This window comes from Acidovorax sp. GW821-FHT09B03, assembly GCF_059418305.1.
Genome location: NZ_JBWKPP010000006.1, coordinates 97,836 through 123,871 on the forward strand (window position 1 = coordinate 97,836; position 26,036 = coordinate 123,871).

The window sequence follows — 26,036 nt, forward strand, 5'->3', positions numbered from 1 at the left end:
ATCGGGGGGGTTGTCGTTGTGGTGTGCTGTCTTACCGGCCGGCCAGCAGGAAGGGCAAAGCCGCCTCAAGCAGCGCGTCCGGCGCTTCTTCGGCGATGTAGTGGCCGCAGGGCAGCGCATGGCCACGCACGTCAGCCGCCACGCGCTGCCACTCGGCCAGGGGCGCAAAGCACTGGTGCACCACGCCCTGCTCGCCCCACAGGGCCAGCACCGGCATGGCCAGCTGGCGGCCCGCCTCGCGGTCGGCGCGGTCGTGCACCAGGTCGATGCCGGCGGCGGCGCGGTAGTCCTCGCAGATGCCGTGGGCCGTACCGGGCAGGCCCAGGCAGCGCACATACTCGGCCAGGGCCCGCGGGTCGAACGGGGCCAGGCCCGCGCTGCGCCGGCCCATCACGTCGCGCACGTAGGCAGCGGGGTCGGCCTCGATCAGGCGCTCGGGCAGCGGCGCGGGCTGGATCAAAAAGAACCAGTGCCAGTACGCACGGGCAAAGGCGTTGCTGGTCTGTTCGTACATGGCCAGCGTGGGCGCGATGTCGAGCAGCACCATGCGCTGCACCGCGGCCGGGTGGTCCGCCGCCAGGCGGTGCGCCACGCGGGCGCCGCGGTCGTGGGCCAGCACGGTGAAGCGCGGGTGGCCCAGGTGCTGCATCACGGCCAGCATGTCGGCGGCCATGGTGCGCTTGCTGTACAGGGCATGCTCCGCGTCACCGGCGGGCTTCGCCGAATCGCCATAGCCCCGCAGGTCCGCCAGCACCAGCGTGAAGTGCTGGGCCAGCACCGGCGCCACCTTGTGCCAGATGGCCGAGGTCTGCGGGTGCCCGTGCAGCAGCAGCAGGGCCGGGCCCGTGCCGCCCACCAGCGCGTGGATGTGCTGGCCGTCTGGCGTGGGCACGCGGTACGGGGTAAAGCCTGGGAAGAGCGGGGTCGTCGTGGTCATGGTGTCGTTGGAATTGCGGCGGGGCCTATTCGGCAGTGATGCCCCGTTCCTTGATCAGCTTGGCCCACTGCGGCATCTCCTTCTCGAGCCGCGCACGGGCCTGCTCGGGGGTCGATGGAATGGGGTCGAAGCCGTCCTTGGCCATGCGCTCCTTGAGCGCGGGGGTGTTGAGTGCCTGGTTCAAGGTGGTGTTGAGTTTGTCGACGACCGGCTTGGGCGTGCCGGCTGGCGCGAACACGATGAACCAGGTTTCGAAAGCGTAGCCCGGCAGGCCGGCTTCGGCAATGGTCGGCACGTCGGGCATCAGGGAGGAACGCCTGGTGCCCGTGACGCCCAGGGCCCGCAGCTTGCCCGCCTGCACATGCGGCTGCGCGGCCGACAGCACCGGAAAGCTCAGCGCCACCTGGCCCGACATGGTGTCGATCATGGCCGGGCCGCCGCCGCGGTAGGGGATGTGCACGATGGGCGTGCCGGCCACGGCCTTGAACAGCTCGGCCGACATGTGGAAGGTGCTGCCCGCCCCGGCCGAGCCATAGGAATACTGCCCCGGCTTGGCCTTGAGCAGCGCGATCAGTTCCTTGAGGTTTTTGGCCGGCAGTGCGTTGTTGACCACCAGCACGTGCTGCGAACTGGCCACCATGCCGATGGGGGCCAAGTCCTTCAGGGTGTCGTAGGGCATCCTGGCCGTGAGGCCGGGGTTGATGGCCAGCGACACGGTCTGCAGGCCGATGGTGTAGCCGTCCGGCGCAGCCTTGGCCACCATGTCCACGCCGATGTTGCCGCCGGCGCCGCCCTTGTTCTCGATGAACAGCGAGCCGCCCAGGGCCTTGCCCCACTCGTCCGTGATGAGGCGCGCCGCGATGTCGGCGCTGCCGCCAGGTGCATAGGGCACCACGAGCTTGATGGCCTTGTTGGGATAGGCAGCGCCCTGGGCCATGGCAGCGGGGGATGCCAGCACGGCCAGCGTGGCGGCAGCCACAGCGGCGGTGGCCAGGCGGCGGCGGGGAAGGGAAAGCTTCGTCATGGGTCTGTCTCCTGCGGTACTTGTTGTGGGTTGGATCTTATGAGTGATGTCAAAAGCCATAAATACCGTCAAAATTACTTCATTCATAAATCCAAAGCACGAATAAGACACCCATGGACGGCTTTTCGGACCTGCGCTTCTTTGCCCTGCTCATGAAGGAAGGCAGCCTGGCCGCTGCCGCACAGCAGATGGGCATCACCCCGCCTGCGGTCAGCCGGCGCCTGGCGCAGCTGGAGCACCGCCTCGGCGTGCGCCTGCTGCACCGGACCACGCGGCGCATCCACCTCACGCCCGAGGGCGAGACCTACCTGCTGGACGGCGCCCGCATCCTCGGTGACCTGGAGGCGCTGGAGCGCACGGTGGCCGGCGCGCGCAGCTCGCCGCGCGGCCTGATCAAGCTGGCCGCCACGCTGGGCTTTGGCCGCGTGCACATCGCACCCGCCCTCTCGGCCTTCGCACGCGCCTACCCCGAGGTGGAGGTGCAACTGCACCTGACGGACCGGCCTGTGAACCTGGTCGAGCAGGGCTTCGACGCTGCCGTGCGCTTCGGCGATCTGCCCGACTCGCGCCTCACGGCCCGCCGCCTCATGGCCAACCAGCGCGTGCTGTGCGCATCGCCGGCCTACCTGGCACACGCGGGCGACCCTGTGCAGCCCGCCGACCTGCTGGCCCACCAGTGCATCGTGATCCGCGAGAGCGACGAGACCTATGGCACCTGGCACCTGCGCCAGGGCGAGCGGCAGGAGACCGTGAAGGTGCGCGGCATGCTCAGCACCAATGATGGCGCCGCGGCCACCACCTGGGCACTGGACGGGCATGGCGTGCTCATGCGCTCGCACTGGGATGTGGCGGCGTACCTGGAGTCAGGCCGCCTCTCCCCCGTGCTGCCGGGCTGGGCCCTGCCTGCGGCCGACGTGACGCTGGTCTACCCGACCAAGAGCGACCTGTCGGCCAAGACACGGGCGCTGGCGGACTTCCTGGGCGAGTGGTTCGGCGCGCGGCGGGTGGGGTGAGCCCCGTGCAGAATGCGCGCATGGAGATACGCCCCATCGCACGGTCCGAGCTGCCGCAGTTGCTGGCGCTCTATGGCCACCTGCATGCCGACGACGAGCCGCCGCCCGATGGCGACGCACTGGAGCAGATCTGGAACGAGCTGCTGGGCAGCCCCCGCTACCGGTATGCGGGGGCCTATGTGGACGGCCAACTGGTCTCCAGCTGCACCATCACCATCGTGCCCAACCTCACGCGCGGTGGCCGACCCTATGGCTTGATCGAGAACGTGGTGACCCATGCCGATCACCGAGGACACGGCCACGCCAAGGCCGTGCTGCACGATGCCTTGTCGTTCGCCTGGAGCCAGGGCTGCTACAAAGTGATGCTGATGACCGGGCGCAAGGACGAAGCCACGCTGCAGTTCTATGAAACGGCGGGCTTCGACCGGCAGGGCAAGCAGGCCTTCATTGCCCGGCCCTGAGCGCCATGCAGAGATGCGCTACGCGACGCTGCTGTCCGCAAACAGCTCCGCGATGAAGCGCTCAAGCTCCTGTTCCTCCAGCAGCTCGATCGAGAAGTTTCCAAACCGCTTGGGCAGCCACAGGATCCGGGTACCGCTGGGTGTGCGCAGCCCATCCCGGTCCAGGCGATTGCCATTTTCATCCTCCGGCTGCACACCGGCGGCCACCAGTTCGTCATAGGCAGCCTCGATGTCGGGGGTGGAGTAGCAGTGGCGGTAGATCGTGCCCTCGCCCTGGGTGTCCATCAGTTCCTTGAGATTGCCGGCGATGGGCTGCACGAGCATGAAGCGCTCGGTGCCGAACATCACCACGGCATAGCGCACATGCAGGCCGCCACGCTCCCATACCTGGGTCCTGGACACACGCGCACTGAAGACCCTTGCATAGTAGGAGCAGGCCTCTTCGAGGTTGCCCACCAGAACATCGACGTGGCTGAATTTCAGGTCCATGGCTTGCCATCACTCCTCATTTTTGTCGGTGGTGCAGAGCTTCGCACAGGTCGGCACGGGCCTTCAGTTTTCTCAAGCCCGGCCGATAACAACCGGAACCGCATCAACAAACCAAGAACCAGAAAATGAGTGCCGTCAGTCTTTCCTCTCCGGCAGCAGCCGTGGGCACACAGAGCGCCACCATCAAGGCCACCACCGCACCGAGCACAGCCCTTTCAATCCCCTCCAGTGGGGCGGACACGGCGGCCGCCACCTCGACGGCTTTCACCGCCTCCGCCCCCCTCGCCCCTGCAGCTGCGGCCTCGGGCGATACCCGATTTCTCCATGTCACCCAGTACCCATCGTCCCTGCAGACCGTGGATGTGACCTACGAGGCATTGGCGAACCTGCAGACCCGCAACGGGCGGATGCAGGTCTGGGAGCAGGCCCCCACCATGGCCGTGGACCAGATCATCGGCCGCAACGCCAGTGCCACCAGCCAGAGCGCCCGCTTTGCCGGCCTGGGCTCGGCCCTGCTGGAGCAGGTGGCCAGCACGGGCAGCAGCTACCGGCAGACCATCGTGAACGTGGCGGCGGCCTACTCGCCCGACAAGATCCAGGGCAAGGCCGCCGATGCGCAATGGGCCATCCGGTCCAGCCCCAGCGCCAGCGCCGCGCTGACGATCAAGACCCAGTCGGGCGCCTCGGTGCGCATTTCCATTGCCGACCAGCGCCTGCCGGTCAGCACGGGGGCGGGCATCACGGTGCAGATCGATGTCGAGGGCGACCTCACGCCGCAGGAGCAGCAGGCGCTGCAGTCCCTGGCCAAGGGCTTCGATGAAGCCATGGAGGGTCTGACGCGGGAGCCGCCGCTGGTGAACCTCGACGGCCTGATGAAGTTCGACAGCAAGGTGTTGACCCGGGTGGAGCTCAAGAGCGAGATCTATGGCCTGAACGAGAAGGGCGAGCGTGCCATGGTGCTGGGCACGCGCTTCACGGCCAGCGCCGACAGCCGCGAGATCGAGCTCAAGACGCTGAAGGGCACGGCCACCGTGAAGACCGACCTGCGCCAGAGTGCCATCTGGGGCAGCGCCGAGCAAAAGGCCCGGGCCGTGCAGCAGTACCTCAGCCGCGTCGACAAGGCGGCCGAGCGCGGCAACGGCAACCAGGAGCTGGTGGACCTGTTCAAGTCCTCCTTCGCGGCCCTGCACGGCGGCTACGGGGCCGGCGACAAGGCCAGCGGCCTCACCAGGGTGCGGCCAGCAGACATCACCAGCGATGCCGACGCCTTCAGCGAAGAGGACCACAGCCTGCTCACGGGCATGGCGGACTTCAAGGCCAGCCTCCTGACCAACCGCCGCGCCATCAACCCGCGCCACACCAACGAGATCGACATCTTCGACTACAAGCTCGAACAGTCGACCCAGATCTCGGGCGGCTCTGCCGCCAACCGCGCCATCACGCAGACGCAGACCTCCGACCTGAGCGCGGCCTTCCACCGCTCGCTGCGCTCTCGGCGCGAGCCCGAACTCAGCTCGGACTCGGCCACCCAGAACTACTACTACACCCAGGTCGAGGACCACAGCAGCACCCGCATGGAGCTGGCCTACGATAAGGACAAGCCCGTGCGCGCCTTGCTCACGCAGACCGCATCGCAATTCCTGCGCACGACCAAGGTGGAGTTCAACAAGGTCGTGGACACCGTGGAGGAACCTTTGCAGCAGCAATCGCAGCGCAAGGACCTGCTGCCCATGCTGGAGCAATTGCTGCGGCGCGAAGAGGCCGACGAACTGTCGTCCGAGGAAAAAGACAGGACGCTGCGGGAATGGAATGCGATGGTGCTGGGAGGACCGGGCGCGGCATGAACGCCTCGGGCACCCTGCCCCCTACCCCGTAACCGCCATTTCGTACCGCGCCAGTGCCCAGCTCCCCCTGGATACCTCGCTGTGCAGCACAAACCCGAAGCCTTCGTAGAGCGACCGCAGCCCCTGGCGGTCCGCAACGCAATCCAGGCGCAGCCAGGGCCGCTGCAAGACCAGTGTTCGCTCGCGCGCAAAACGCAGCAAAGCCGTTGAAACCCCCTGCCCCGCCCAGGCACGGCGCACCGCTAGCTTGTGCAGGTACAGGGAACTGCCAGGTGCGATCTCGGGCCAATAGTGCGGGTCTTCCGGGTCCAGGCGCATGACGCCGGCCACCGCTGCGCCTGGACCTGGCCCGCTACGCGCAATCCAGTAGGCGCTGGCGCCAATGTCACGCCCTATGCGCTCGGCGCTGTAGTCTGCAGGGGACCACAGGGGCCGGCCATTGCCTTGCAGCCACTGGGCCGCCTCCTGCAGGGTGGAGACGACGGCATCCAGGTCGTGGGCGGTGGCTTGGTCGATGTACATGGGGCGCAGGGCGGCGGTGCAAAGGGCAGCCATCTTAGCCACTTGGCACCATGGGCCAGAGCAGACGTGTGCCAGGCAATGGCATCGCCGTGCCAAAAACTCCTGCTAAGATTTGCACATCGGGAAACCAGCCTCCCGAATCCTCACGGATAGATGGTGTCCCATCCAAGTGCTGATCACTCTTTGCCGGAGTCATCATCCGTGGACACCCTTATGGGCAACGCCCCTTTCTCCTTCTCCGTTCTTCCCCAGGATCTCGCTGCGCGCATCGGCACGCCCGGGGCTCCGCTTGTCCTGGATGTGCGCCGGCGGCCTCGCTTTGACGAGAGCGCGCACCTGCTGGCCAGCGCGCGGCACTGCACACCCGAAGACATCGCCGCCCTGGCAGCCAGCGCCCCGCCCCGCGAGGCCGTCGTGTACTGCGTGTACGGCCACGCCGTGAGCCGGGAGGCGGCGGCGGTGCTGCGGCAGGCGGGCTGGAACGCCAGCTTCCTGGCGGGCGGATTCGAGGGGGGCGAGCCCGGCGTCGACACGCCCGAGGACCTGGCCCGCTGGCGCGCCATGCGGCCCCTGGCGGTGCGCAAGCGGCCCGACCTGGGGGTGGACGGCACGGCTGCGTCGCGCTGGATCACCCGCGCGCGGCCCAAGATCGACCGCATTGCCTGCCCCTGGCTGGTACGCCGCTTCATCGACCCGCGCGCAGAGTTTCTCTACGTGGACGCGGCCCAGGTGCTGCCCGATGCGCAGCGGCTCCGTGCCGTGGCCTACGACGTTCCCGGCGCGCCCATCACGCACGCGGGCGCGCTGTGCAGCTTCGACGCGCTGCTCTCGGCCTTCGGCCTGCAGGCCGACCCGGCCCTCGCCGCACTGGCGCGCATCGTGCGCGCCGCCGATACCGACGAGATCCAGCTGGCTCCCCAGGCCGCAGGGCTGCTGGCCGTGTCGCTCGGTCTCTCGCAGTTGCACGCAGGCGACGACATGGCCATGCTCGCAGCTGCCATGCCGGTGTACGACGCGCTGTATGCCTGGTGCAGCCAAGGGGTCAGCGGCCCGCAGAAAACCCACCGCTGGGCACCGCAGGCGGTGCAGGCATGAGCGATCTGAATGGAACCCCGACGATGACAGACACCCACAGCGCGGCAGCCGTGGCCAGCGGGGCCGATGCCCCCGACGGCGATGCACGCCCCACCGATGTACCGTTCACCCAGGCCCTGTGGTTCTGGCTCAAGCTCGGCTGCATCAGCTTTGGCGGGCCGGCCGGGCAGATCGCGATCATGCACACCGAACTGGTGGAGCGGCGCCGCTGGATCAGCGAGAAGCGCTTTCTGCATGCGCTCAACTTCTGCATGGTGCTGCCCGGCCCCGAAGCGCAGCAACTGGCCACCTACATCGGCTGGCTGATGCACCGCACGCGCGGCGGGCTGGTGGCGGGAGGGCTGTTCGTGCTGCCGTCCCTCGTGCTGCTGGTGCTGCTGTCCTGGGTGTACATCGCCTGGGGGCACCTGCCCGTGGTGGAGGGCATCTTCTACGGCATCAAGCCGGCGGTGACGGCGCTGGTGCTGCATGCGGCGCACCGCATCGGCACGCGCGCACTGCACAACCGCTGGCTGTGGGGCCTGGCAGCGGCGGCCTTCGTGGCCATCATGGCGTTCAGCGTGCCCTTCCCGGCAATCGTGCTGGCGGCAGCGCTCATCGGCCACCTGGCCGGGCGGCGCTGGCCCCAGCTGTTCACGGCCGGCGGGCATGGCGGCGCCCAGCGCGGCTATGGGCCGGCGCTGATCGACGATGACACGCCCACACCGGCCCATGCGCTGTTCAGCCGCAAGCGCCTGGCGCAGGTGCTGGCCGTGGGCGGCGGCCTGTGGCTGGCGGCCATGGGGGTGCTGCTGGCGCTGTATGGCTGGCAGGGCACGCTCACGCAGATGGGCTGGTTCTTCACCAAGGCGGCGCTCTTGACCTTTGGCGGGGCCTATGCGGTGCTGCCCTATGTGTACCAGGGCGCGGTGGAGCACTACCACTGGCTGGATGCCAAGCAGATGATCGATGGCCTGGCGCTGGGCGAGACCACGCCGGGCCCCTTGATCATGGTGGTGGCCTTCGTGGGCTTTCTGGGCGGCTGGCTGCACAACGTGTTCGGGCCCGAAGCGGCCTTCTGGTCCGGCGCGCTGGCGGCTTCGGTGGTGACCTTCTTCACCTTCCTGCCCTCGTTCGTGTTCATCCTGGCGGGCGGGCCGCTGATCGAGACCACGCACAACCAGCTGCGCTTCACCGCGCCGCTCACGGCCATCACGGCCGCCGTGGTCGGCGTGATCCTGAACCTGGCCCTGTTCTTCGCCTGGCACGTGTGGTGGCCGCAGGGCTTTGCGGGCGGGGTGGACATCGCGTCCGTCGCCATCACACTGCTGGCCGGCGTGGCACTGTTCCGTTTCAAGCTGGGGGTGCTGCCCCTCTTGGGCGGCTGTGCGCTGGCGGGCCTGGCACTGCGCATGCTGGGCGGCTAGCCAGCCGCCCTAGTCTTTCAGCAGCTCCTGCACCAGCGTGCGCACGATGGGCATGGCCGGGGCCTCGCTGCGGCCGGCCAGGGTGACCAGGCCGAACAAGGCGGTGGTGATCTCGCCGGGCACCATGGGCAGCTCCACCAGGTCGGGCGCAGCAGCACGCACGGCCAGCAGGATGGCGTCGCTCTTGCGCACCACCTCGACCAGGCTCGGTATCTCTTCGCAACGCAGGGTCACGCAGGCGGCGGGGTGGGCCTCGGGGCCGTAGGTTTCCATGAGCCGGCGCGCGACCTCGTCGCTGAGCGGGGTCGAGGCGATGGGGTAGTCCTTGAGCATCTCGAAGCGCACGCCGCCGCGCTTGCGCAGCAGCGGGTGGCCGCGCCGCACCATGAAGGAGCCGCGGATCTCGCAGACCAGCTCGGTGCGCAGGTCGGTGGCGGGCTGCAGCGAGCGCGCGTCGATGACCAGCGCGTCGAGCTGGCGGTCGCGCAGCGCCTGCACCAGCCGGTCGGTGCTGCCGCGCGAGATTTCCAGCGTGAGCTGCGGGTGGCGCGTGGCCACCTGCATGAGCAGCGGTGTCATCAGCAGCGCGCCGGGCCCCGAGCCCAGGCCGATGCGGATGGCCCCCCCCTCCCCCTCGCGCATGCGCCGGCCCAGGGCATGCAGCTCGGCCGCATCGTCCACCAGGCGCTGGGCGCGCTGCAGCACCTGGCGGCCAAAAGGCGTGAGTTCGCTGCGCCGGCCGATGCGGTCGAACAGGGGCAGGCCCAGCTCGTCCTCGATGGAGCGGATGCTGCGGCTGAGCGCCGGCTGCGTGAGGTGCATGGCCTCGGCCGACTTGCTGAACGAGCCGGTCTGCGCCAGCGAAATGAAGTGCCGAAGCTGCACCAAAGTCATGCCGATTGCCCCCTTCTGGTGCAAGAAAATTGAATAACTTCAACTCATGCTAACCCACTTTGCAATGCATTGGACGCGCAGATAGGCCAATCCTAAGATGGCTTCACTGACCTGCAAAAAGCGCCCCCAAAGAGCAGCGCTGCAAGGCCAGAGGGTGTCGAAAAAACAGGAACCATGGCTGCCATGGCCGCTTACCAATTTGTCCGCAAGGGATCGAAATGAACCACACAACGATTGCGATGAAACGCCTGCTCGCCACACTGGCCGGGCTCACCGGCCTGGTACTGGGCGCCAGCCCCCTGGCCGCCTGGGCACAGGCCCCGGGCTACCCCACCAAGCCGGTGAGCCTGATGGTGCCCTACCCCGCAGGCGGCCCGTCCGACGCGATGGCCCGCATCCTCAACACCCCCATGACCCGCGAGCTGGGCCAGCAGGTGATCGTGGAGAACCTGGGCGGAGCAGCCGGCGCCATGGCCGCGCAGAAGGTGCTGGCCGCGCCGGCCGATGGCTACTACATCTTCCAGGGCTCGCCCAACGAGGCCATCCTGGCGCCGCTGGCCAACGCCGCGGTGAAGCTGCGCACCGAGGACTTCCGCCTGGTGCACCCGGTGTCCGACGCGGCCATGGTCTTCGTGACGCGCAAGGACCTGGGCGTGAACAGCGTGGACGAGCTGGTCGCACTGGCGCGCACGCCGGGCAAGGACCCGCTGTCCTACGGCAGCGTGGGCATCGGCTCGCTCTACCACCTGATCCTGGAGAAGGTGCAGCAGACCACGCACACCACCATGCAGCACATCCCCTACAAGGGCAACGCACCACTGCTGCAGGACCTGGGCGGCGGGCAGCTCGACTTCGCGGTGCTGGTCTACAGCTCGGCCATGGGCGCCATGGCCGACCAGGGGCGCCTGAAGATCATCGGCCAGTTGGGCGCACAGCGCTCCGAGATGCTCAAGACCATTCCCACCGTGAGCGAGGGCAAGGCCCTGCCCAACTTCTCGTACAAGATCTGGACCGGCTTCATGGTGCCCAAAAAGACGCCCGAGCCCGTGGTGCAGCGCCTGCACCAGGCCATCGGCCGCGCGCTCAAGGACCCCACCGTGCACACCCAGCTTGCGGCGCAGTCCATGGTGGCATCGCCGGCGATGACGCTGGCCGAATCCACCGCCTTCTTCGAGAGCGAGACCGCGCGCTACCGCGAGATCGCGCGCTCCATCAACCTGCAGCCGCAATGACGACGATGAAGCACACCCCCTTGTTCGATACCCTGGAGGCACGCGCCAGCGAGTTCATCGCCCTGCGCCGCGACATCCACCGCCACCCGGAGCTGGCCTTCGAGGAACAGCGCACGGCCGAGCTGGTGGCCGAACGGCTGGAGCGCTGGGGCTATGCGGTGGAGCGCGGCATCGGCGGCACGGGCGTGGTGGGCCGCCTGGTGCGCGGCCCGGGCCCACGCCTGGGCCTGCGCGCCGACATGGACGCCCTGCCCATCACCGAGGCCACCGGCGCCGCCTGGAGCAGCGCCCACCCGGGCGTGATGCACGCCTGCGGGCACGACGGCCACACCGCCATGCTGATGGCGGCGGCCTGGTACCTGGCGGAGCACGGGCAGTTCAGCGGCGAGCTGAACCTGATCTTCCAGCCCGCAGAGGAAGGCGGTGGCGGCGCGCTGCGCATGATGGCCGACGGCCTGTTCACGCGCTACCCCTGCGATGCCGTGTTTGCCATGCACAACATGCCTGGCGTGGCCCAGGGCCACCTGCTGCTGCGCGAGGGGCCGGCCATGGCGTCGAGCGACTACGCCACCATCACGCTCGAAGGCGTGGGCGGTCATGGGGCCATGCCGCACGTGGCCATCGACCCCGTGGTGGCCGCGGCCAGCCTGGTGATGGGGCTGCAGACCATCGTCTCGCGCAACGTGGACCCACAGCAGATGGCCGTGGTCACCGTGGGCGCGCTGCACGCCGGCCAGGCCAACAACGTGATCCCCGCCAGCGCGGTGCTGGAGATCAGTGTGCGCGCCATGGACAGCGGCGTGCGCCGGTTGCTGGAGCAGCGCATCCGCGCACTGGTGGAGGCCACCGCCACCGGCCATGGCGTGCGCGCCCAGCTCGACTGGCGGCCCGGCTACGCCGTGCTCGTCAACACCCCGGCAGAGACCGCGCTGGCGCGCCAGGTGGCGCTGGACCTGGTGGGCCCCGAGCGCGTAACCCTGCAGGCGGCGGCCCTGCCGGCCAGCGAGGACTTCGCCTTCATGCTGGAGAAGGTGCCGGGCTCCTACCTGCAGATCGGCAACGGCAACGCCCCCGGCGGCTGCATGGTGCACCACCCGGGCTACGATTTCCATGACGGCAACGTCGTGGTGGGGGGCGCCTACTGGGTACGGCTGGCCGAGACCTTTCTCAAGCCACAGTGACAGCCCCCAGCATGCCCGTGCGCGGGTGGCAGTTGAAGTACTCGAAATACTGCTCCTCGGCCCGGGCCACCGTGACCTCGTGGTAGAGCCTGAGCTGCGCCGCCGGCCCCATGGTGCCCAGGTACTTCATGGCCGCGCCGAAGATGGCCACATGCGTGGGGTGTGACTCGGCCCAGCGCTCCAGTGCGGCCAGGCTGCGCCACCAGCCCATGCCGAAGCTCTTTTCCGTGGGCTTGCCGGCAGTGTCCACCACGGCCATGTAGCGGTTGGCATAGCAGTCCACCTGGCGGCCCTGGTCCTGCAGGAAGTCCATGCCGGCGCGCAGCACGGGCTCGACCTCCTCGGTGTACATGCGCCGCTCATCGCCCTGGGTGCCGGCCCAATCCTGGCCAGAGCGGATGAGGCACAGGTTCTCGTGCGGCAGCACGCGCTGGTGCAGGCCTTCGGTGACGACCTGCGGCGCGCCCTCGGGCGCCATGCCGTCGGTCTGCGACAGGGCCAGGCGGTCGCGCATGCCGCCCCAGTAGGCATGCTCCTGGATGGGTTCGCCCAGGCCGCTGGAAACGCCGGCCACGCCCTCGATCCCATCGCTGGAAAACAGCGTCTCGAAGCGGTCGGCCGCAGGCTGCAGCACCTCGGTGAACAGGCCCAGCCCGGGATCGTTGAACGCGCCGGATGCCCAGCGCGCGCCATGCTCGGCAAACCAGGCGGCGTAGGTGGCCGGTTCGGCCCAGTAGCCGATGGTGATGGTGTTGAGGTAGCCCGCCTGGTCCAGGCACTGCGCGCGGTCCCAGTGGCCCGGGCCGTTGGCGCCGGCAAAGGCCTCGGCGATGCAGTGCAGGGCCCGCGCGGCCAGGGCGGGCGCGGGCGCATCCGCCCGGTGCTGGATGCCGAAGTAGCCCATGACCACGCGCGTGACCTCGGGGCGGTAGCGCGCCACGGTGGCCGGGTATGGCGGCACATAGTCGTCGGGCACCCTGCGGTGGCGCAGGCGCGGGCATTGCAGGTGGCTGGGGATGGCGGATTCCATGGCGTGACTCCCGTGCGCAACGCTCAGGACTCGGCCAGCAGCGCAGGTGCGGGCTCGGCGCTGGCTTCGTTGGCCGCCGCTGCGGCCATGCCGACCGGAACCTGCGACACCACGCGGTCGCCCGGGGTCTGGTTGAGCAACAGGCGCGTGACGTCGGGCCGCGCATAGTGGCCGGCCGGGTCGGCGGCGGTCTTGGCCAGGGAGATCGTGCCCAGGTCGATGTCGGCCAGTACCAGGCCTTCTTCCTTCTCGCCCAGCGGCGTGCCCAGCGATGCACCGTCGGGACCGTAGATGCGCGCGAAGCCGCCACCTTCGAGCAGCAATTGGCGCTGCAGGTCGTCGGTGCAGAGCATGGCGTGCATCTCCTTAGACACGGTGGCGCACGGCGCGACCACGAAGCAGCCGCCCTCGACCGCATAGACTTGGCTCGCGGCATTGTTGACCTCGGCCCCCAGCGCATGGGCGGCGCCGCGGTACAGCGAGAAGCTGGGCCAGGCGCCGATGTGGACCTGCTCGTTCTGCGCATACATGGCGTACTTGCTCAGGGGCTGCAGGTGCTCCCAGCAGGCGAGCATGCCGACGTTGCCGATGGCGGTCGGCATGACCGCCAGGTCGCTGCCATCGCCTTCGCCGAACACCGTGCGCTCCACGTGCGTGGGCTTGAGCTTGCGCCGCGTCTTGACCACGCGGCCCTGGTCGTCGAACAGGGCCTGGGCGATGTAGAGGCTGCCACCGGCACGCTCGCTGTAGCCGGTGGACATCCAGATGCCGATGTCGCGCGCTGCCTGCGCCAGGCGCTGGAACTCGGCCGAGCCGACGACCAGCGAGTTGTCGTTGTAGCGCTGCACGTACTGCATGCCCATGGCGGGCGAGTTGAGCCAGATCCACCAGGGATAACCGGGGATCCAGGTCTCGGGGAAGGCCACGAGCTGCGCGCCCTGCCTTTTGGCTTCCTTCATCAGCGCGATGGTCTTGTCGATGGTGGCATCGAGGTCCAGGAACACGGGTGCGGCCTGGACGGCGGCGACGCGCAGCTTGGGGTGCAGGGTGGCGGGCATGGGGATCTCCTTCAAGGGCGGGGTTGTCGATGGAAGGATTTCACTGCGGACAGGCCGGTACCGTCTTGCCCCAGGCTCTCCTGGTCCTTGATTCCAGGCCACTTGACTGGGAGTCACCTGCCCTTTGCCCCCAACTCGCCACCCCGGGTTTACCGGCATGGGCCTTGCTTGAAGAACGGGCCCGGTCGGAGGATGATGGGCCTGTTGCCCTTCTCCCCCGCCCCGCTTGAGACCCCGCCCATGAGCCAACTCTTGAGTACCGATGCCATCGCGCCCCGCGACCGGCTGGCCTACTGGACCGACATGATCTGCACCACCTACGTGCAGCTCGAGTGCGATGCGCCCGATGGCGAGCACTTCGGCGGCTCCATCCAGAGCCACCACCTGCCTGGGCTGGACCTGTCGGTGGTGCGTTCCTGCGCCCAGCGGGTGGTGCGCACGCCGCGCTTCATCTCGCGCGCCACGGACGACTGCTTCATCGTGAGCCTGCAGACCAAGGGGCACGGCGTGATCTCGCAGGACGGGCGCGACGCTGCCGTGGCCCCTGGCGACTTTGCGCTGTACGACAGCACGCGGCCCTACACCCTGCAGTTCAGCGAGGACTTCGAGGAGATCGTGCTCAAGCTGCGCGGCGAGCAGCTGCGCGCGCTGGTGGCGCGCACCGAGCAGCTCACGGCCACCACGGTCTCGGGCCGCAGCGGCGCCGGGCATCTGATGGCCGCCATGGTCACCACCTTGCGGGGCGAAGTGGACAGCCTGCCCACCGCCTCGGCCGCCGCCGTGGCCAGCGGCGTCATCAGCGTGCTGGTGGCGGGCCTGCAATCGCTGCCCGCCTGCGGCCGGGCCGAGCCCTCGGCCATGGGCGCCTACCACGTGGCGCGCATCAAGCGGCACATCGATGGCCGGCTGCGCGACCCGGCGCTGACCATCGCATCCGTGGCGGCCGACCTGGGCATGTCCAGCGGCCACCTGCACCGCCTGTTCAGCAAGGCCGAACCGCAGTCGCCCTCGCACTACCTCTGGGGCCAGCGGCTCGACGGCGCCAGCCGCGAGCTGCTGGACGCACGCCGCGCCAAGGCCTCGGTGGCGGAGATCGCGTTCGGCTGGGGCTTCAACGACGCGGCGCACTTCAGCCGGGCCTTCAAGGAGCGCTTCGGGCAGGCGCCGCGGGAGTGGCGGGCGCAGGCAGCGACGACCGCAGCGCCGCCGGCACAATCGGTGCCATGCACGAACTGAATGCGAAGAATTTCCCCGCGCTGGCCGCGCTACTCGATGGCCTCCACGCGGGCGCCGAGATCATGGGCGCCGTGCTGTCGGGCCACACCCAAGGCCGCATCTTTGTCCCCCGAGCCGGGGACGTGCACGCCGCCTTTGTCTATGACAATGGGTTTTGCGTGCTCGCGGGCGATGGGCCCGACGCACAGTGGGCTGCGACCTGCCTCGACTGGCTGCAGGCGCCTGCCCAGCAGGACTTCTTCATCCTGTACCCGGGCCATGCCGGCTGGGAACCGGTGCTCGAGCAGCGCCAGGCGCCCCGCGTGAAAAAAATGCAGCGCGTGGCCTTCTCGTTCGACCACCGCCGTTTTGCGGCACAGCGCGCCGAGCCGCCCTTGCCGCCAGGCCACCGCCTGGTGCCCCTGGATGCCACGCTGCTGCGGCGCCTGGCCGATGGCGGCCAGTACCCCTTTGCAGCAGGCATGTGGGCCAGCGATGCGCAGTTCGAACGCGACGGCGTCGGATGCTGCGTGCTGCATGAAGAACAAGTGGCCAGCCTGTGCTACTCGGTGTTCGTGAAAGGGCTGCGGCACGATGCAGACATCTGCACCTTCGAGGGCCACCGGCGGCAGGGCCTGGCCAGGGCGACGGCCACGGCGTTCATCGATGGGTGCCTGCGGCGCGGGCTGGAACCTGGGTGGGACTGCTTTCGGGACAACCGCGCATCGTACGAACTGGCCCAGGCCCTCGGTTTCGGGTCGGTCCACGAATTCGCGGTCTATGCCCGAGGGCTAGACGGTTGACTACTGCGCCACCAGGTGCAGCTGCCCGAACGGCATGTGGTGCATCAGCTCGCGCAGCAGCAGCAAGGTGGTGGCGAACTCCACACTCTCGGGCAGGCCCTCGCTCGCGGCGGGCCGGCCCTCGGAAACGGCGGCCAGGCGCTGGAACAGGCGCTCCATGGCCTCCAGCGTAAGCCGCATGGCCGGGCCGCGCGGCACGCCCGCCAGTTCGGCCAGGGCCACCAGGTGCGGATCGGTGGACCACCAGGCCAGGTCCGGGGCATGGCCCTGCACAGCGTACTGCCGGTGGGCCAGGTAGACCTCGTCCTCCACGCTGGCGATGGCGTTCTCCAGTTCCAGCGGGGTCGGCACATCGCGGCGGAAGAATGCACGGGCGGTCCTGTGCGTGCCCAGGGCCAGGGTGAACACCGGGCCGGGTGCGGCGCCCTCGCCCACCACGGCAATGCGCGTGTGCTCGGTGCCCAGGTGCAGCAGCAGGAGGGGCTCGCCTGGCACGGCATGGCCATGCAATGCCTGCAGGGCGGTGGCCGCGTCGAAGGGCGGCACGGTGGCCGCCGTGCCCGCCGGTGGCAGGGGATGGGTGGCGAACATGGCTTATCCCCCCTGGCGCGGGTTGGCGTCCCCACCGGTGCCGCCGGACTGCTGCGGGCCCGGCTGGTCGGCCTGCTGCTGGTACCTTGCCACGGCGGGCACGTAGTGCATGCGGTGGTGCATTTCCACCGTCAGGGCCTCGATGCGCTCGCTGAGCTTGCGGGTCATCTCGGTCAGGCGGGTGTTCTGCTCCAGCAGGTCGAGCAGTTGCGCGCTGTTCTGCGCGGCCAGGGCCTGGCGCTCCTGCGTGGCCAGGGCCAGGGCCTCGCGGTGCCGGGCATCGGCGTCGGCATGCATGCGGTCGCGCTCGGCCTGGCGGGTCTGGGCCAGCAGGATCAGCGGGGCCGCATAGGCGGCCTGCAGGCTGAACGCCAGGTTCAGCAGGATGAAGGGGTACACGTCGAACTTCACCACGCCCGACAGGTTCAGGCCGATCCATACCGCCACGAAGCAGGTCTGCAAGAGCAGGAACCGGGGCGAGCCGAACATGCGGGCAAAGGCCTCGGCCCGGCGCGCAAAGCCATCGTTGCCGAAGGGCGGCGACAGGTGCTCGTGCTGGCGGTGAAAGCGCAAGTGGTCGGCCCCAGGGGCCGCCGTGGTGGTGGTGGATGGCGTGGTCATGCGAAGAACCTCATGCAAGCGGTGGCAACAGGGCCGGGCAGGTGCGCCGGGCGGCACCTGCATGCTTGCCACTCTACCCGCTGGGCGCGTTCAAGTTCCGTGCCAGCGGGCACCAGGGCCGCGCAGGGCCCCCACTCTTCCTGCCGATCCGTGACTTTTGTGGCAACAAGGCGGGCGGATGGAGGGCCCACCCGCCCCACGTGGCCCCGACCCATGGTGTGATGCGCGGCACGGCGGCCCCCATGCCGCCGACAGGCGATGCCAGCGCGCGCCTACACGCGCGCACCAGCGCGCTCACTACATTGACCACACCGCCGCAAGACAGGCAGCGCCCGCCCCGAAGGCCGGCCCATGCCAGGGACTGCGACGAACCATTCCCAGGGACACCACCATGCCTGACACCCTTGTTGAACTGCGAGACATGCGAGACACGCCAGTGCCCACCCCAGGACAAGCAGCCACCGGTGCCGCGCCCTCGGTGGGCCGCCGCATCCTGCCCAACACCATTGGCGTGTTGGCGCTGGGCGCGGTGCTGTTCTTCACGGCCTGCTCCACGCATCCACCCGCCGGCATTGAGCCGGTGGCGGGCTTCGACGCGCAGCGCTACGCGGGCCAGTGGTACGAGGTGGCCCGGTTGGACCATTCGTTCGAGCGCGGCCTGCAGCAGACCACCGCGAACTACATCCCCAACCCGGATGGCACCATCAAGGTGATCAACCGCGGGTTCGACCCCGGCCGCGACCGCTGGAAGCAGGCCGAGGGCAAGGCCCGCTTCACTGGCGAGACCGACCAGGGTGCGCTCAAGGTCTCGTTCTTCGGCCCCTTCTACGGCGGCTACAACGTGGTGGCACTGGACCCCAACTACCAGTGGTCCATGGTGGTGGGCTCCAACCGCGGCTATTTCTGGATCCTGTCGCGCACCAAGACCCTGCCACCCGGCGTGCGCGAGCAGCTGCTGGCCCAGGCAAAGGCGCTCGGCGTGGAGGTGGACAAGGTGCTGTGGGTGGCGCAGGATGGTGCGTTGCCTGCGGCACAGCCCAGGAGTTGAAAAGACCCTGCGCCACGCTTAAGTTTTGTCCCCCACCTGCCGATAAGGCAGGCATGCAAGTTTCCTCCTCTTCATCGGCCGGCAAGGTGTCTTCTTCCAGCAGCGGGGGCGGTGGCAGCGAGATCGCCAAGCTGCAAAAGCAGCTGCAGTCCCTGACCGAAGAGCTCAAGAACGTGGCCACGTCCGACATGGACGCCAAGGCCAAGAAGGAGAAGGCCAAGCTGCTGCAGACCCAGATCCAGATGGTGCAGGCGCAGATCACCGCCATCCAGCGTGCACGCCAGCAGGAACAGCAGGCCGCACAGGCCCAGAAAGCCGAGGCGGCGGCGCAGGCCGCACGCGAGCAGCGCGCCAAAACCGAAGGCCAGGCCTCCACCAGCCTGGGCAGCCAGCTCGATACCTACGCCTGACAGGGTCCTGGCGCCCCAGCCGCCGGCTCGAACCCCCAAGGCACGGCGCCCGGCCAGAGGTGGGGCTCAGTCCAGCCCGGCGGACTCCACGAGGCGCTGCGTATAGGGGTGCTGCGGCGCGTCGAGCACCTGGCCCACGGGGCCGCTTTCGAGCACGTTGCCGTCCTTCATCACCAGCACCTCGTGCGCCATGGCACGGATCACCTGCACGTCGTGGGTGATGAGCAGGTAGCTCAGGCCCTTTTCCTTCTGCAGGCGCTGCAGCAGCTTGAGCACTTGCTGCTGGATGGTGACGTCGAGCGCGCTGGTGGGCTCGTCGAGCACCAGCAGCTCGGGCTGCACGATGAGGGCGCGCGCAATGGCCAGGCGCTGGCGCTGGCCGCCCGAGAATTCATGCGGGTAGCGCGCCAGCAGGCCGGGGAACTGCGCCTCGGTCAGTCCGACCTCGGCCAGCGCGGCCTCCACACGCGTGCGCCGCTCGGCCACGCTGAGCGTGGGTTCGTGCACGCGCATGCCCTCACCCACGATCTCTTCCACCGTGAGGCGTGGGGACAGCGAAGAGAACGGATCCTGGAACACCACCTGCACCTTGCGGCGCAGTTGCTGGTTGGCCGGTGAATTGCGCATGGCCGGCGCCTGCCAGCCCTGCCCCGCCACCTGCAGCGACCCGCCAAAGGGCAGCAGCCCCAGGATGGCCTGGGCCAGCGTGGACTTGCCCGAGCCCGACTCCCCCACCACGCCGAGCGTGCGGCCCGGCGGCAGCGCCAGGCTGGCGCCCTGCACGGCCACGAACTCGCCCTTCTTGAACCAGCCGCGCAGGCCGGGCAGCGGTGTGGGGTAGACCACGCGCAGGTCGCTGGCCTGCAGCACGGGCGGCGTGCCCGGCGCTAGCGCGGCCTCGGTCACGTCGCGCTGGGGCTGGCTTTGCATCAGCTTGCGGGTGTAGGCATGCTGGGGCGCACCGAACACCTCGGCCACGGCGCCCTGCTCCACCAGCACGCCTTGCTCCATCACGGCCACGCGGTCGGCAAAGCGGCGCACCAGGTTCAGGTCGTGCGTGATGAGCAGCACGGCCATGCCGGTCTGGCGCTGCAGGTCACTGAGCAGGTCGAGGATCTGCCCGCGCAAGGTCACGTCGAGTGCGGTGGTGGGCTCGTCGGCCAGCAACAGCTGCGGCTCGCTGGCCAGGGCCATGGCGATCATGGCGCGCTGGCGCTGCCCGCCCGAGAGCTGGTGCGGAAACGCGTTGGCCCGGCGCGCGGGCTCGGGGATGCCGGTCTTGGCCAGCAGCTCGATGGCCGCCTGGGCACACTGCGCGCCCGTGAGGCCCTTCTTGAGCTGCAGGATTTCGGCGATCTGCTGGCCGATGGTCATCAGCGGGTTCAGCGCCGTCATGGGCTCCTGGAAGACCATGGCGATCTCGCCACCGCGCACGCCGCGCATCTCGCGCTCGCTCAGGGCCAGCAGGTCGCGCCCGCGCAGCAGGGCCTGGCCCGTCACCCGCGCATCGCCCGCCAGGCGCAGCAGGCTGAGCGCCGTGATGGTTTTGCCCGAGCCCGATTCGCCCACCAGGGCGAGCTTTTCGCCGGGGGCGATGGTGAAGCTGGCGCCGCTCACCACCTCCTTCCTGCCGAAGTGCACATGGAGATCCCGCACGTCGAGCAAAGGGCCTGACGGTGCCGTACCTGGACTGGATGCGGTGCTCACTTGTCGGCCTTTCGCGGATCGAGGGCGTCGCGCAGGGCGTCGCCCATGAAGGTCAGCAGCAGCAGGGTGACCACCAGCACGGCGAAGGTGCTCAGTGAGATCCACCAGGCGTCGATGTTGTTCTTGCCCTGGCTCAGCAGCTCGCCCAGGCTGGGGGTGCCCGGCGGCACGCCCAGGCCCAGGAAGTCGAGGGCCGTGAGCGAGAGGATGGCGGCGCTCATGCGGAACGGCAGGAAGGTGACCACCGGGGTCAGGCTATTGGGCAGGATGTGGCGCCAGATGATCTGGGCATTGCTGACACCCAGGGCACGCGCCGCTTTCACGTAGTCGAGTTGGCGGTTGCGCAGGAACTCGGCCCGCACGTAGTCCGACAGGCCCATCCAGCCGAACAGGGAGAGCAGGATGAGCAGCAGCGAGATGCTGGGCGCGAACAGCGCGCTGAAGATGATGAGCAGGTACAGTTCGGGCATGGACTCCCAGATCTCGATGAAGCGCTGGAAGGCCAGATCGGTCTTGCCACCGAAGAAGCCCTGGATCGCCCCGGTGAGGATGCCCAGCACCGTGCCGATGAAGGTCAGCGCCAGGCCGAACAGCACGCTCACGCGGAAACCATAGATCAGCTGGGCCAGCATGTCCCGGCCCCGGTCATCGGTGCCCAGCCAGTTGTCGCGCGTGGGCGCCGAGGGATTGGGCTCCTTGGCGAAATAGTTGAGGGTGGTGGGCCCGTAGGTGTTGAGGGTGTAGAGGGCCCAGTTGTCGCCCGCGCTCAGCCGCTGCTGGATGAAGGGGTCCAGATAGTCCGTGGGGGTCTCGAAATCACCGCCGAAGGTTTTTTCGGGGTAGGTCTGAAGCATGGGGAAGTAGGTCTGGCCCTCGTAGCGCACGATCAGGGGCCGGTCGTTGCTAACCACCTCGGCGGCCAGGCTGATGAGCACCAGCACGCAAAAGATGACCAGGCTCCACAAGCCCAGGCGGTTGCGCTTGAAGCGCAGCCAGGCCCGGCGCGAGGGAGAAAGGGAAACAGGGGCCGTGGGGGCCGTTGGCGTTGCTGTGGCCGGCGTACCGGTAGCGGTGGTGGGGCTTGCGGAGGGCGCGTTCATGCGGTCAGTCAAACTTCACGCGGGGATCTACCCACACATAGCAGAGGTCGCTGATGAGCTTGGTGACCATGCCAATCAGGGTGAACAGGTACAGCGTGCCCAGCACCACGGGGTAGTCGCGGCGGATCACGCTCTCGTAGCCGAGCAGGCCCAGGCCATCGAGCGAGAAGAGGGTTTCGATGAGCAGCGAGCCGGCGAAGAAGGCACCGATGAAGGCCGCTGGAAAGCCCGTGATGATGGGGATCAGCGCATTGCGGAACACATGCTTCCACAGCACCTGCCGCTCCGACAGACCCTTGGCCCGGGCCGTCAGCACATACTGCTTGCGGATCTCTTCGAGGAAGGCGTTCTTGGTGAGCATGGCCGTCACCGCAAAGCTGCCCGCCACCATGGCCGTCACAGGCAGCGTGATGTGCCACAGGTAGTCCACGATGCGCGCCCCCCATGTCATCTGGTCCCAGTTGGACGACACCAGCCCGCGCAGCGGGAACCATTGCAGCTGGCCGCCAAAGATCACAAGCAGCGCCACGCCGAGCACGAAGCCCGGAATCGCATAGCCCACGAGGATGAGCAGCGTGGTGACCAGGTCGAAGCGAGAGCCCGCACGCACCGCCTTGGCCACGCCCAACGGAACGGCCACCAGGTAGCTGATGAAGAAGGTCCACAGCCCCAGGCTGATGGAGACAGGAAGTTTTTCCTTCACGAGCTCCCACACATTCTTGTTCTGGAAGAAGCTCTTGCCGAGATCGAAGCGCGCGAACTGGCCCAGCATGATGAAAAAGCGCTCGTGCGCCGGCTTGTCGAAGCCGTAGAGCGCCTTGATCTGCTCCACGCGCTTGGGGTCCACCCCCTGGTCGCCACGGTAGGACATGCCGCCTTCCGCACCCTGCCCCTTGCCGGCCGCGGCACGGGCCTCGGCCATGTACTGCTCCACCGGGCCGCCGGGCACGAACTGGATCACCGCAAAGGTCAGAAGCAACACACCCAGCAAGGTGGGCAGCATGAGCAGCAGGCGTTTGGCGATGTAGGCAAGCATGGCGTAGGGCTGGGCTCCGGCGGTTCAGGGTTGGGCCATCGTCATCATGGCTTCTTGATGCTCCACCAGGAGAACATCAGCCACTCCTCGGCCTTGGCGTAGGGCGGCATGGGCTCCTTGTAGGCCAGGCGCTGCTGGTTGTAGACCACGCGGTGCGAGGACAGCGTCCATTGCGGAATCAGGTAGTGGCTGTGCATGATCACGCGGTCCAGCGCACGGCAGGCGGGCAGCAGTTCGGCCTTGGTGTCGGCGCGGGTCAGCTTGGTGACGATGGCGTCGATGGCCGCACTCTTCACCCCGGTGTAGTTGGCGGCCCCCTCGACATCGGCACGCTTGCTGCCGAAGTACTCCTGCATCTCCTGGCCCGGGTTGTAGGTGCCCTGGAACGCCAGGCTGATCATGTCGAAGTCGAACTTGTCCATGCGTTGCTGGTACAGGGCAAAGTCCACCGTGGCGAAGCGCAGGGTGATGCCCAGCTTTTCCAGGTTGCGGATCCAGGGGGTCACGGTGCGGGCCCCGCCCTCCTTGCTGTCCAGGAACTCGATCACCATGGCATCGCCCTTGGCGTTGCGCAGGGCGCCGTCGCGGTAGGTCCAACCGGCGTCGGCCAGCAGCTGGCGGGCACGGCGCAGGTTCTCGCGCAGCGAATGGCCTTCGCCCTCAGTCACCGGCGGCTGGTACATGGGGCCGAACACGGCATCGGGCAGCTTGCCACGCCAGGGCTCCAGCAGCTTGAGCTCCTCGGGGCTGGGCGTACCGGTGGCCTGGCAGTCGGTGTTGCCGAACAGGTCGGTCACGCGCGGGTAGCCGCCGTAGAACATCTGCCGGTTCATCCACTCGTAGTCGATGGCCAGGCCCAGTGCCTCGCGCACGCGCGGGTCGCTCAGCATGGGCCTGCGGGTGTTCAGCACATAGCTCTGGAAGCCCGCGGGCAGGCGGTGCTTCATGTCCTTCTTGACCAGCACCCCCTGCTTGAACAGCTTGCCATTGATGCGGCGCGCCCAGTCGCCCGCCGAGTACACGGTCATGAAGTCGAACTCGCCGGCCTTCACGGCCTCCAGCCGGGCGGTGTTGTCCTTGTAGATCTTGACGGTGATGTTGTCGAAGTTGAACGCACCCTTGTTCACGTTCAGGTTGCGGCCCCAGTAGTTGGGATCGCGGGTGTAGGTGATGTCGCGCCCGAACGCCACCGGGCCGATGCGGTAGGGGCCGCTGCCGATAGGCGTATCGGTCACGATCTGGTCGAAGGGCTTGGCCTTGCCGTCGGCCTGCCGGCCCCAGGCACGGCTGAAGATGGACAGGCTGCCCACCGTGAGCGGCAGTTCGCGATTGGGCAGCTTGAAGCGAAAGCGCACCGTGCGCTTGTCGATCACGTCCACGCCCGCCACTTCCTGCAGCAGGGTGGCATAGCCGGGCGAGGCCTGGGGGCTGATCAGCGTCTCGTAGCTGTACTTGACGTCTGCGGCCTCCACGGGGCTGCCATCGTGAAAGCGTGCTTCGGCCCGCAGGCGGAAGGTGGCGCTCAACCGGTCGGGCGCCACGTCCACGTCCTCTGCCAGCAGGCCGTAGCCCGAAGCCGTCTCGTCCATAGAGCCGGTGAGCAGGCTCTCGAACAGCAGATCCGAGAGGTAGGCCGGTGGCGAGCCCTTCATGGTGAAGGGGTTGTACTTGTCGAAGGTGGAGTAGCGCAGGTTGCTCACCATGCGCAGCTCGCCCCCCTTTGGTGCATCGGGGTTCACGTAGTCGAAGTGGGCAAAGTCTGCCGGGTACTTGAGGTCGCCCCAGAGTGCATAGCCATGCGCCGCCCAGGCAGCAGGCACTGCGCAACAACCCATCAGCAAAAAAGTGAGCCAAGACCGCATGCGACAATTCTGCACTACGTTCGGCCGGCTCTGCAGCGAATGGCGCATATCCATACGCGGTGGTTACCCGGCCCTTCATCGCCCCTTCTTACGCATTCATTCACTCATTGATTGATTGCATTACCCCAAAATTCCACAGGAGAACGAACCATGGGTTTTCTGACCGGCAAGAAACTGCTCATCACCGGCGTGCTGTCCAACCGCTCCATCGCCTACGGCATCGCCCGGGCCTGCCACGCCCAAGGCGCAGAACTTGCCTTCAGCTACGTGGGCGACCGCTTCAAGGACCGCATCACCGACTTCGCGGCCGAGTTCGACTCCAAGCTGATCTTTGACTGCGACGTGGGCAGCGACGAGCAGATCGACCGCATGTTCGCCGACCTGGCCCAGGTGTGGCCAAAGTTCGACGGCTTCGTGCACAGCATCGGCTTCGCGCCGCGCGAGGCCATCGCCGGCGACTTCCTGGAAGGCCTGTCGCGCGAGTCGTTCCGCATCGCGCACGACATCAGCGCCTACAGCTTCCCGGCCATGGCCAAGTCGGCCCTGCCCTACCTCAACGAGAAGTCGTCGCTGATCACGCTGAGCTACCTGGGCGCGCTGCGCACCATCCCCAACTACAACACCATGGGCCTGGCCAAGGCCAGCCTGGAAGCCAGCGTGCGCTACCTGGCCGAGGCGCTGGGCCCCAAGGGCATGCGCGTGAACGGCATCAGCGCCGGGCCGATCAAGACGCTGGCTGCGAGCGGGATCAAGGATTTCGGCAAGCTGCTGTCGATGGTGGCGGATTCTTCTCCATTGCGCCGCAATGTGACCATCGAGGACGTGGGCAATGTGGCGGCGTTCTTGCTATCGGACCTGGCCAGCGGGATGACGGCCGAGATCACGTATGTGGATGGTGGGTTCAGCCAGACGGCTGGGGTCAGCCGGGACACCGTAGGCTGATTTTCTTGGTTGTCTTGAAGCTTCGCCGCTCTTTGGCTGTGGGTGCTTCTGTTTTTCTTTGAGGGCGGAGGCCGGGTCTCGGCCCGGCGGCCGAGGTACCTTTCTTTGCGTCGCCAAAGAAACGTACCCCAAAGAAAGGCGACCCCGCTGCCCGTGTCCCTTCGCTTCGCTACGGGCAGCCTGCGATGCTCGGTCCTGGGGTGCACCGCGGAACTCGCTGCGTTCCCCCTTCGGGCGAACTCCGCTCAAACAACCGCGGTGAGTCAGACAACGAGGCGCGTGTCCTTCGGCACGCGCTCACCCCAGGCCCTGCGCTTCTCGGCACGGTCAGAAGGGGGTGGGAGCGGGCTCCACTCGGGCCATTGCTTCGCTCGGCCTGTGGTCCTTCGCTGCGCTCGGCTCGCCGGGGCGATCGCGCCCCGCATGTCGGCAGCGCGCAGCGCGAACCGACCCCAGGCGTAGCTGCGAAGCAGCAGCCGTCTTTGACCCCGCTCCCCACCCCTTCTGGCTGCGCC

At 68.1% G+C, this 26,036-nt stretch carries 25 protein-coding genes; 12 read left to right on the forward strand and 13 right to left on the reverse strand.

Features of this window, described 5'->3' with window-relative positions; translation table 11 throughout:
• Positions 1–31 precede the first annotated feature (31 nt).
• Entirely contained in the window at positions 32–937 is a 906-nt protein-coding gene (locus tag AC07PA_RS13225) for an alpha/beta fold hydrolase (protein ID WP_494609454.1), read from the reverse strand.
• Between the two features lie 25 nt (positions 938–962).
• Positions 963–1,961, reverse strand: coding sequence for a tripartite tricarboxylate transporter substrate binding protein (locus tag AC07PA_RS13230; RefSeq protein ID WP_494609453.1), 999 nt, complete (start codon positions 1,959–1,961; stop codon positions 963–965).
• Between the two features lie 113 nt (positions 1,962–2,074).
• Here AC07PA_RS13230 and AC07PA_RS13235 point away from each other — a divergent pair, with 113 nt between their 5' ends.
• Positions 2,075–2,974: a LysR family transcriptional regulator gene (locus AC07PA_RS13235; RefSeq protein ID WP_007851358.1), complete on the forward strand. Its 900-nt coding sequence runs from the start codon at positions 2,075–2,077 to the stop codon at positions 2,972–2,974.
• A gap of 20 nt (positions 2,975–2,994) precedes the next feature.
• Positions 2,995–3,435 carry a GNAT family N-acetyltransferase gene (locus AC07PA_RS13240; RefSeq protein WP_035202609.1) on the forward strand — a complete coding sequence of 147 codons (441 nt, stop codon included), beginning with the start codon at positions 2,995–2,997 and terminating at the stop codon, positions 3,433–3,435.
• Positions 3,436–3,453: 18 nt separating this feature from the next.
• Here AC07PA_RS13240 and AC07PA_RS13245 read toward each other — a convergent pair whose 3' ends face one another.
• Entirely contained in the window at positions 3,454–3,924 is a 471-nt protein-coding gene (locus AC07PA_RS13245; RefSeq protein WP_494609452.1) for a VOC family protein, read from the reverse strand.
• Between the two features lie 125 nt (positions 3,925–4,049).
• Between AC07PA_RS13245 and AC07PA_RS13250 the strand changes: the two genes are divergently transcribed.
• Positions 4,050–5,768, forward strand: coding sequence for a hypothetical protein (locus AC07PA_RS13250; RefSeq protein WP_494609451.1), 1,719 nt, complete (start codon positions 4,050–4,052; stop codon positions 5,766–5,768).
• Positions 5,769–5,789: 21 nt separating this feature from the next.
• Here AC07PA_RS13250 and AC07PA_RS13255 read toward each other — a convergent pair whose 3' ends face one another.
• The gene (locus tag AC07PA_RS13255) at positions 5,790–6,290 is read right to left on the reverse strand and encodes a GNAT family N-acetyltransferase (RefSeq protein WP_007851344.1); all 501 of its coding nucleotides are present in this window, start codon (positions 6,288–6,290) and stop codon (positions 5,790–5,792) included.
• Between the two features lie 213 nt (positions 6,291–6,503).
• Here AC07PA_RS13255 and AC07PA_RS13260 point away from each other — a divergent pair, with 213 nt between their 5' ends.
• On the forward strand, positions 6,504–7,385 hold the full coding sequence (locus AC07PA_RS13260; RefSeq protein ID WP_494609450.1) for a chromate resistance protein ChrB domain-containing protein: 882 nt from the start codon (positions 6,504–6,506) through the stop codon (positions 7,383–7,385).
• Between the two features lie 23 nt (positions 7,386–7,408).
• On the forward strand, positions 7,409–8,791 hold the full coding sequence (gene chrA, locus AC07PA_RS13265; protein ID WP_494609449.1) for a chromate efflux transporter: 1,383 nt from the start codon (positions 7,409–7,411) through the stop codon (positions 8,789–8,791).
• A 9-nt stretch (positions 8,792–8,800) separates the two neighbouring features.
• Here the strand turns inward: chrA and AC07PA_RS13270 are convergent, their stop codons facing one another.
• Positions 8,801–9,685: a LysR family transcriptional regulator gene (locus tag AC07PA_RS13270; protein ID WP_494609448.1), complete on the reverse strand. Its 885-nt coding sequence runs from the start codon at positions 9,683–9,685 to the stop codon at positions 8,801–8,803.
• A 239-nt stretch (positions 9,686–9,924) separates the two neighbouring features.
• On the opposite strand from AC07PA_RS13270, the gene AC07PA_RS13275 reads away from it, so the two are divergent.
• Together AC07PA_RS13275 and AC07PA_RS13280 are read left to right on the forward strand one after the other, a co-directional pair.
• A complete protein-coding gene (locus AC07PA_RS13275) occupies positions 9,925–10,917 on the forward strand; it encodes a tripartite tricarboxylate transporter substrate binding protein (RefSeq protein ID WP_494609447.1) in 993 nt (330 codons plus the stop codon).
• Positions 10,914–12,098: a M20 aminoacylase family protein gene (locus AC07PA_RS13280; protein ID WP_494609446.1), complete on the forward strand. Its 1,185-nt coding sequence runs from the start codon at positions 10,914–10,916 to the stop codon at positions 12,096–12,098. The genes AC07PA_RS13275 and AC07PA_RS13280 overlap by 4 nt, the downstream gene beginning before the upstream one ends.
• Here AC07PA_RS13280 and AC07PA_RS13285 read toward each other — a convergent pair.
• Positions 12,085–13,128 (reverse strand): phenylacetaldoxime dehydratase family protein, encoded by a 1,044-nt coding sequence (locus AC07PA_RS13285; protein WP_494609445.1) that lies wholly within the window; start codon positions 13,126–13,128, stop codon positions 12,085–12,087. The two genes, AC07PA_RS13280 and AC07PA_RS13285, sit on opposite strands and share 14 nt — an antisense overlap.
• A 23-nt stretch (positions 13,129–13,151) precedes the next feature.
• A complete protein-coding gene (locus tag AC07PA_RS13290) occupies positions 13,152–14,186 on the reverse strand; it encodes a carbon-nitrogen hydrolase family protein (protein WP_494609444.1) in 1,035 nt (344 codons plus the stop codon).
• 240 nt (positions 14,187–14,426) lie between these two features.
• On the opposite strand from AC07PA_RS13290, the gene AC07PA_RS13295 reads away from it, so the two are divergent.
• Together AC07PA_RS13295 and AC07PA_RS13300 are read left to right on the forward strand one after the other, a co-directional pair.
• Positions 14,427–15,422, forward strand: a complete 996-nt coding sequence (locus tag AC07PA_RS13295; protein WP_494609443.1) for an AraC-like ligand-binding domain-containing protein — start codon at positions 14,427–14,429, stop codon at positions 15,420–15,422.
• On the forward strand, positions 15,410–16,204 hold the full coding sequence (locus AC07PA_RS13300; RefSeq protein ID WP_494609442.1) for a GNAT family N-acetyltransferase: 795 nt from the start codon (positions 15,410–15,412) through the stop codon (positions 16,202–16,204). The genes AC07PA_RS13295 and AC07PA_RS13300 overlap by 13 nt, the downstream gene beginning before the upstream one ends.
• Here the strand turns inward: AC07PA_RS13300 and AC07PA_RS13305 are convergent, their stop codons facing one another.
• Entirely contained in the window at positions 16,205–16,795 is a 591-nt protein-coding gene (locus tag AC07PA_RS13305; protein WP_494609441.1) for a hypothetical protein, read from the reverse strand.
• 3 nt (positions 16,796–16,798) lie between these two features.
• Complete coding sequence (locus AC07PA_RS13310; protein WP_494609440.1) at positions 16,799–17,416, reverse strand: DUF1003 domain-containing protein; 618 nt, start codon at positions 17,414–17,416, stop codon at positions 16,799–16,801.
• A 391-nt stretch (positions 17,417–17,807) separates the two neighbouring features.
• Here AC07PA_RS13310 and AC07PA_RS13315 point away from each other — a divergent pair, with 391 nt between their 5' ends.
• Complete coding sequence (locus tag AC07PA_RS13315; RefSeq protein ID WP_494609439.1) at positions 17,808–18,464, forward strand: lipocalin family protein; 657 nt, start codon at positions 17,808–17,810, stop codon at positions 18,462–18,464.
• A 53-nt stretch (positions 18,465–18,517) separates the two neighbouring features.
• Positions 18,518–18,874, forward strand: coding sequence for a FlxA-like family protein (locus AC07PA_RS13320; RefSeq protein WP_494609438.1), 357 nt, complete (start codon positions 18,518–18,520; stop codon positions 18,872–18,874).
• A 66-nt stretch (positions 18,875–18,940) separates the two neighbouring features.
• Here AC07PA_RS13320 and AC07PA_RS13325 read toward each other — a convergent pair whose 3' ends face one another.
• From AC07PA_RS13325 to AC07PA_RS13340, 4 genes are read right to left on the reverse strand one after another with little or no spacing between them, the layout of a single operon-like run.
• Positions 18,941–20,581, reverse strand: a complete 1,641-nt coding sequence (locus AC07PA_RS13325) for an ABC transporter ATP-binding protein (RefSeq protein WP_494609437.1) — start codon at positions 20,579–20,581, stop codon at positions 18,941–18,943.
• A complete protein-coding gene (locus tag AC07PA_RS13330) occupies positions 20,578–21,681 on the reverse strand; it encodes an ABC transporter permease (RefSeq protein ID WP_007862136.1) in 1,104 nt (367 codons plus the stop codon). Before AC07PA_RS13330 ends, AC07PA_RS13325 begins: the two co-directional genes overlap by 4 nt.
• Before the next feature lie 4 nt (positions 21,682–21,685).
• Positions 21,686–22,717 carry a microcin C ABC transporter permease YejB gene (locus tag AC07PA_RS13335; RefSeq protein ID WP_007862140.1) on the reverse strand — a complete coding sequence of 344 codons (1,032 nt, stop codon included), beginning with the start codon at positions 22,715–22,717 and terminating at the stop codon, positions 21,686–21,688.
• A 44-nt stretch (positions 22,718–22,761) separates the two neighbouring features.
• Positions 22,762–24,579, reverse strand: a complete 1,818-nt coding sequence (locus AC07PA_RS13340; protein WP_494609436.1) for an extracellular solute-binding protein — start codon at positions 24,577–24,579, stop codon at positions 22,762–22,764.
• Between the two features lie 150 nt (positions 24,580–24,729).
• Here AC07PA_RS13340 and fabI point away from each other — a divergent pair, with 150 nt between their 5' ends.
• The gene (gene fabI, locus AC07PA_RS13345; protein WP_007862144.1) at positions 24,730–25,521 is read left to right on the forward strand and encodes an enoyl-ACP reductase FabI; all 792 of its coding nucleotides are present in this window, start codon (positions 24,730–24,732) and stop codon (positions 25,519–25,521) included.
• Positions 25,522–26,036 lie beyond the last annotated feature (515 nt).

What these genes read in the sequence shown, in the direction of transcription:
- AC07PA_RS13225 (WP_494609454.1), bottom strand. Translation starts at nt 937, where the DNA reads ATGACCACGACGACCCCGCTCTTCCCAGGCTTTACCCCGTACCGCGTG.
- AC07PA_RS13230 (WP_494609453.1), bottom strand. Translation starts at nt 1,961, where the DNA reads ATGACGAAGCTTTCCCTTCCCCGCCGCCGCCTGGCCACCGCCGCTGTG.
- AC07PA_RS13235 (WP_007851358.1), top strand. Translation starts at nt 2,075, where the DNA reads ATGGACGGCTTTTCGGACCTGCGCTTCTTTGCCCTGCTCATGAAGGAA.
- AC07PA_RS13240 (WP_035202609.1), top strand. Translation starts at nt 2,995, where the DNA reads ATGGAGATACGCCCCATCGCACGGTCCGAGCTGCCGCAGTTGCTGGCG.
- AC07PA_RS13245 (WP_494609452.1), bottom strand. Translation starts at nt 3,924, where the DNA reads ATGGACCTGAAATTCAGCCACGTCGATGTTCTGGTGGGCAACCTCGAA.
- AC07PA_RS13250 (WP_494609451.1), top strand. Translation starts at nt 4,050, where the DNA reads ATGAGTGCCGTCAGTCTTTCCTCTCCGGCAGCAGCCGTGGGCACACAG.
- AC07PA_RS13255 (WP_007851344.1), bottom strand. Translation starts at nt 6,290, where the DNA reads ATGTACATCGACCAAGCCACCGCCCACGACCTGGATGCCGTCGTCTCC.
- AC07PA_RS13260 (WP_494609450.1), top strand. Translation starts at nt 6,504, where the DNA reads ATGGGCAACGCCCCTTTCTCCTTCTCCGTTCTTCCCCAGGATCTCGCT.
- chrA (WP_494609449.1), top strand. Translation starts at nt 7,409, where the DNA reads ATGACAGACACCCACAGCGCGGCAGCCGTGGCCAGCGGGGCCGATGCC.
- AC07PA_RS13270 (WP_494609448.1), bottom strand. Translation starts at nt 9,685, where the DNA reads ATGACTTTGGTGCAGCTTCGGCACTTCATTTCGCTGGCGCAGACCGGC.
- AC07PA_RS13275 (WP_494609447.1), top strand. Translation starts at nt 9,925, where the DNA reads ATGAAACGCCTGCTCGCCACACTGGCCGGGCTCACCGGCCTGGTACTG.
- AC07PA_RS13280 (WP_494609446.1), top strand. Translation starts at nt 10,914, where the DNA reads ATGACGACGATGAAGCACACCCCCTTGTTCGATACCCTGGAGGCACGC.
- AC07PA_RS13285 (WP_494609445.1), bottom strand. Translation starts at nt 13,128, where the DNA reads ATGGAATCCGCCATCCCCAGCCACCTGCAATGCCCGCGCCTGCGCCAC.
- AC07PA_RS13290 (WP_494609444.1), bottom strand. Translation starts at nt 14,186, where the DNA reads ATGCCCGCCACCCTGCACCCCAAGCTGCGCGTCGCCGCCGTCCAGGCC.
- AC07PA_RS13295 (WP_494609443.1), top strand. Translation starts at nt 14,427, where the DNA reads ATGAGCCAACTCTTGAGTACCGATGCCATCGCGCCCCGCGACCGGCTG.
- AC07PA_RS13300 (WP_494609442.1), top strand. Translation starts at nt 15,410, where the DNA reads ATGCACGAACTGAATGCGAAGAATTTCCCCGCGCTGGCCGCGCTACTC.
- AC07PA_RS13305 (WP_494609441.1), bottom strand. Translation starts at nt 16,795, where the DNA reads ATGTTCGCCACCCATCCCCTGCCACCGGCGGGCACGGCGGCCACCGTG.
- AC07PA_RS13310 (WP_494609440.1), bottom strand. Translation starts at nt 17,416, where the DNA reads ATGACCACGCCATCCACCACCACCACGGCGGCCCCTGGGGCCGACCAC.
- AC07PA_RS13315 (WP_494609439.1), top strand. Translation starts at nt 17,808, where the DNA reads ATGCCTGACACCCTTGTTGAACTGCGAGACATGCGAGACACGCCAGTG.
- AC07PA_RS13320 (WP_494609438.1), top strand. Translation starts at nt 18,518, where the DNA reads ATGCAAGTTTCCTCCTCTTCATCGGCCGGCAAGGTGTCTTCTTCCAGC.
- AC07PA_RS13330 (WP_007862136.1), bottom strand. Translation starts at nt 21,681, where the DNA reads ATGAACGCGCCCTCCGCAAGCCCCACCACCGCTACCGGTACGCCGGCC.
- AC07PA_RS13335 (WP_007862140.1), bottom strand. Translation starts at nt 22,717, where the DNA reads ATGCTTGCCTACATCGCCAAACGCCTGCTGCTCATGCTGCCCACCTTG.
- AC07PA_RS13340 (WP_494609436.1), bottom strand. Translation starts at nt 24,579, where the DNA reads ATGCGGTCTTGGCTCACTTTTTTGCTGATGGGTTGTTGCGCAGTGCCT.
- fabI (WP_007862144.1), top strand. Translation starts at nt 24,730, where the DNA reads ATGGGTTTTCTGACCGGCAAGAAACTGCTCATCACCGGCGTGCTGTCC.